Origin of the sequence: Micromonospora sp. KC207 (assembly GCF_004348615.1) — a bacterium.
Classification (GTDB): domain Bacteria; phylum Actinomycetota; class Actinomycetes; order Mycobacteriales; family Micromonosporaceae; genus Micromonospora.
This window is the reverse complement of sequence record NZ_SMKJ01000391.1, coordinates 1-4,968: the sequence shown is the minus strand read 5'-3', so window position 1 is coordinate 4,968 and position 4,968 is coordinate 1. Positions and strand designations below refer to the sequence as shown.

Annotated in this window: 2 protein-coding genes and 2 pseudogenes; 1 reads left to right on the top strand and 3 read right to left on the bottom strand. The window is 74.1% G+C overall.

Annotation, left to right across the window (positions count from 1 at the left end):
• The 3 genes and pseudogenes from E1258_RS29850 to E1258_RS29840 form a co-directional block, all read right to left on the bottom strand.
• Positions 1-1,025: pseudogene (locus tag E1258_RS29850) on the bottom strand (ribonuclease E/G); the annotation flags it as partial.
• Between the two features lie 138 nt (positions 1,026-1,163).
• Entirely contained in the window at positions 1,164-1,877 is a 714-nt protein-coding gene (locus E1258_RS29845; RefSeq protein ID WP_132406985.1) for a TIGR03936 family radical SAM-associated protein, read from the bottom strand.
• Between the two features lie 185 nt (positions 1,878-2,062).
• Entirely contained in the window at positions 2,063-4,108 is a 2,046-nt protein-coding gene (locus E1258_RS29840; RefSeq protein WP_132406983.1) for a TIGR03960 family B12-binding radical SAM protein, read from the bottom strand.
• A gap of 227 nt (positions 4,109-4,335) precedes the next feature.
• On the opposite strand from E1258_RS29840, the pseudogene E1258_RS29835 reads away from it, so the two are divergent.
• Positions 4,336-4,968 (top strand): annotated as a pseudogene (locus tag E1258_RS29835) (hypothetical protein); the annotation flags it as partial.

The window sequence follows — 4,968 nt, the reverse complement described above, 5'->3', positions numbered from 1 at the left end:
ACCGGCTCCTCATCGACCAGGGCCGACACCACGACCCGGGCGACCGGGGGCTCGTCCGGCTGCGGGGCCATGAAGAGCACGGTCGGCGCGGAGAGGGCCGCCCGGCGGCGGCGGGTCCTAGGCTCGGCAACCTCGATGGCCTCGGCGGGCGCGGTGGCCTCGGCGGGGGTGGCCTCGGCGGGCACGATGATCCCGGCAGGCTCGGGGACCCCGGCGGCCGGCTCGGCGGCGCCGGAAACGGCCACGCCGGGCGGCACCTCCCCGGAGTGGTTCTCGGCGCCGCTGGAACGGCGGCGGCTACGACCGGTGGCGGTCCTGCCGGCGGTGGGCTGGTCGGCGGTGGGCTGGTCGGCGGGCCCGCTGGCGGCGGCCGGCTCGACCACGGTCGGCCGCTCGACCACGGCCGGTGCCGGGGTGGCCTCCGTGCCCGGCGTCCCGGCCGGCGCACCCGCCGGGGCGGCCTCGGCCGCGACGGGAGCCGGCGCACCGGCGGCCGGCTCGGCCGCCGGGGTTTCCGCCGTGGGCCCGGTGGCCTTGCGGCGGCGGGTCCGGGTGACCTTGACCGGGGGTACGACCTCGGTGCCGACCTCCTCCGCGGCGGCGGCGGTGATCGGCTCCTCCACCGCCTTCGCGGTGGTCGCCTTCCGGCGCCGGCGCGGGGTCTTCGGGGCCTCCTCCAGCTCGCCGGCGACCGGGGCGAAGACCTCGGCCTGGGGGGACTCGCCGCTGGCCGAGCCGGCGGAGGTGGACGCCTCCACCGGTGCCTCGGTCTGCTCCGGCTGGTTCAGTGGGGTGGCCCGCCGACGGGTGGCCCGCTTGCGCGGCGGGGTGGCCGGCGTCTCGGCGGCAGCACCCTGAGCGGCGGTGGGGCCACCGGCCGGGGCCGCGCCCTCGGCGGCGGTCAGGTCCGCGGTGCCGGTGACGGTGTCACCGCCGGCGCGGCCGGTGTCGGTGGTGCGGTCAGCGGTCTCGCCGGCCGGCTGGGGACCGGTCCGTTCGCCGCCCTCGGGCTCGTTCTCGAGCATGGACGTTCTCCAGTTCTGGCTGCCCCGGGCGCGGGTGAGCGCTGCCACGCAGGGTCGCCGCAAAAGTGTTTCCGCCGGGCGCGCGAGGTGCGCGACCGCCGAAGTCTGCCTGCCAGAGCGCTGACCGTCGGTCAACGCTCACACGATGGCTGCCCCGTCGCGATCCGCGTCCAACGGATCCACGATCGCGCCCTGTGCGGTCAACGTGCCCTGCGCCAGCCGGATCACCCTCGGGGAGACCGGCGGCTCCAGGTCGGCCACCGCGCGCAGGCCGGAAAGGACGTCATCGGGTCGTACGGACGGGGTGACCTGCCGGACGACCAGTTCGAGTATCGCACACGGTACGGCCGCTGCCCCGAAAGGCGTCTCCGGAGCCGCGATGACATCGATCTTCATGACTGCCGCGCGAGCGTCGAAGGTGCGCCGCCCCTGTTTCGTCATCCGCTCGACCTGAACCTCCTGTGCCGCGGCGAAGGCCGCCACCGCGTCCTTCAGCACGGCCGGGTCGACCTCGGGCAGCTCGATCCGCCAGTACGACGCCTCGATCCGGTCGGCCAGGCTGCCGCCGGCGGCGACGACCGCGTCCAGGACGTCGAGGCCGGGCGAGAGCGCGGCGTCCAGCGCCGTCCGCAACTGCTCCGGGTCGACCGGCTCCCGCAGGCCGATCTCCAGGTACTCCGCCTCGCTGGCCACCCCGGTCGGGGCGGCGCTGGCGTAGGAGATCTTCGGATGCGGCGTGAAGCCCTGGGAGAAGGCGATCGGCACTCCCGCCCGACGCAGCGCCCGCTCGAACGCCCGGGCGAAGTCGCGGTGCGAGGTGAACCGCAGCGGCCCACGCTTGGCGTACCGGATGCGGACGCGCTGGACGACCGGCGCCTGGCCGCCCTCCGGCTGTGGTTTTCTACTGATCGTCGCGCTCCTCGGATTGGTTGATCATGCGGCCATTGTCGACGACACATCGTGTCCACGACAACACCTTCGATGATCAACGCAGCGGGCGCCGGGCACCCCGCTCACGGGGCCGCCCGGCGCGGGGATCACTGCGGGGTGGCGGCGGGAATCCGCAGACCGGCACCGTTGATCGGGGTAAGCGGGAGCAGCTTCTTGCCCGTGGGGCCAATCTGGATCTCGGTGTCCATCGACGGGCAGACGCCGCAGTCGAAGCACGGGGTCCACCGGCAGTCGTCCTGCTCGTACTCGGACAGGGAGTCCTGCCAGTCCTGCCAGAGCCAGTCCTTGTCCAGGCCCGAGTCCAGGTGGTCCCAGGGTAGGACCTCCAGCTCGTCGCGCTCCCGCGTGGTGTACCAGTCGAGGTCCACACCGAAGGCCGGCAGCACCTCGGCGGCGGCGTCCACCCACCGCTGGTACGAGAAGTGCTCGCTCCAGCCGTCGAAGCGACCGCCGTTCTCCCACACCCTGCGGATGACCGCGCCTACCCGACGGTCGCCCCGGCTGAGCAGGCCCTCGATCAGCGACGGCTCGCCGTCGTGGTACCGGAAGCCGATCGCCCGGCCGAGCGAGCGGTCGGCGTTGATCGCCTGCTTGAGCAGCCGCAGCCGGTGGTCGATGACCTCCGGGGTCGCCATGGACGCCCACTGGAACGGGGTGTGCGGCTTCGGCACGAAACCGCCGATCGAGACCGTGCAGCGGATGTCCTTGCTGCCGGTGGCGGCCCGGCCCGCCCGAATCACCTCGTGCGCCATGTCCGCGATCTCCAGGACGTCGGCGTCGGTCTCGGTGGGCAGCCCGCACATGAAGTAGAGCTTCACCTGCCGCCAGCCGTTGGAGTACGCGGTGACGACGGTGCGGATCAGGTCTTCCTTCGACACCATCTTGTTGATGACCTTGCGGATCCGTTCCGACCCGCCCTCGGGGGCGAAGGTCAGACCGGTGCGCCGGCCGTTGCGGGACAACTCCTGGGCCAGGTCGATGTTGAACGCGTCCACCCGGGTCGACGGCAGCGACAGCGACACGTTGGTGCCGGCGTACTGCTCGGCCAGGCCGGAGCACATGTCGCCGATCTCCGAGTGGTCGGCCGACGACAGCGACAGCAGGCCCACCTCGTGGAAGCCGGAGAACTCCAGCCCCTGCTGCACCATCTGCCCCACCGTCGTGATGGACCGCTCCCGGACCGGCCGGGTGATCATGCCGGCCTGGCAGAACCGGCAGCCCCGGGTGCACCCCCGGAAGATCTCCACCGCGTACCGCTCGTGCACGGTCTCGGCGAGCGGAACCAGCGGCTTCTTCGGGTACGGCCAGGCGTCCAGGTCCATCGTCGTGCGCTTGTGCACCCGGAACGGCACGTCCGCCCGGTTCGGCACCACCCGCTGGATCCGGCCGTCGGGCAGGTAGTCCACGTCGTAGAAGCGCGGCACGTAGACGCTCTCCGTGCGGGCCAGTCGCAGCAGCAACTCGTCCCGGCCGCCCGGGCAGCCCTCGGCCTTCCACTCCCGGACGATCGTGGTGATCTCCAGGACCGCCTCCTCGCCGTCGCCGAGCACGGCGGCGTCGACGAAGTCGGCGATCGGCTCCGGGTTGAACGCGGCGTGCCCGCCGGCCACGATCACCGGGTCGGCGTCGGTGCGGTCGGCCGCCAGCAGCGGAATGCCGGCCAGGTCGATCGCGGTGAGCAGGTTGGTGTAGCCCAGCTCGGTGGAGAACGAGACGCCGAACACGTCGAAGTCGCGCACCGAGCGGTGGGCGTCAACGGTGAACTGCGGCACGCCGCGGGCGCGCATCAGCTTCTCCAGGTCGGGCCAGACCGCGTACGTCCGCTCGGCGAGCACGTCGGGCAGCTCGTTGAGCACCTCGTAGAGGATCTGCACGCCCTGGTTGGGCAGGCCGACCTCGTACGCGTCGGGATACATCAGCGCCCAGCGCACGGCTGCCGCGTCCCAGTCCTTGACCACCGCGCCCAGCTCGCCACCGACGTACTGGATGGGCTTGGTCACCTGGGGCAGCAGCGGCTCCAGACGTGGCCAGACCGACGACCCCAGGTCGCGGCGCGGCGTCGGACGCGCCGAGCCGGAGCCGTCGCCGGAGTCGGCCGCGGCGGGGTGTGGTGTGGTGGACGGGACGCTCATGATGCCCAAGGGTACGCGGCCGTCCGCCGACCGCCGCGCCGCGCCCACCGCGCGCCCGGGGCGAGCACCCGGTATCCCTTCCCGGCCCGGGCACGCCGCCGCAGACCCTGCCCTCCCGGCCGGGTAACGGCACCAGGACCGGTCACGGGCCGCCACGGACGTGGGCGGATCGCCGCCGGTGGCACGCCGGTACTAACCTCGGACCGGCGCGAGAGGAGATTGCCGCGATGCCGCACCCGCAGCCGGGAGCAGATCGACCGGCCGACGGGGGCACGCCGGCCGTCGACCGGGACCAGGATCCGGCGGTCGCCGGAGACTCGGCCCCCTCTCCCGTACCCTCGGCCGCCGCGCCGGCCCCGCACGGCGACCCGGAGCCGATCGCCGCCGCGCCGGCCCCGGCGGACGGGCCGCCGGCCGACGCGACGACCGCCGACTCGGCCGGCGGGCTGGCGGTTGACGGCCTCGACGCGACCGGAACGAGCATCCTTCCCGACGGCGGGACCGTCGAGCCGACCGTCCCGGTCGCGGATGCCCTGCCGGAGGCCGGATCGCCGCCGGAGGCCGGATCGCCGCCGGAGGCCGGATCGCCGCCGGAGGCCGGATCGCCGCCGGGGCCGGAGCCCACCCGGGCCGAGCCCGCGCCGCCACGGTCCGCCCCCGCCGAGGCCGTGGCCGCCCCGCCGGCTCCCGGTCCCGAGCCGACGAGGGTCGACGCTCACCCGAACGCCGCGGACGCTCACCCGGACGCCACGAAGATCGATGCTCGCCCCGACGCCACGAAGGTCGACGCGCGTCCGGACCGGACGACCGTCGACCTTCGTGGCGTCGGGGCGAGCATCGATCTTCGTGGCGTCCGGGTG

Coding starts and splice junctions, on each gene's coding strand:
- E1258_RS29840 (WP_132406983.1), bottom strand. CDS start 4,108: ATGAGCGTCCCGTCCACCACACCACACCCCGCCGCGGCCGACTCCGGC.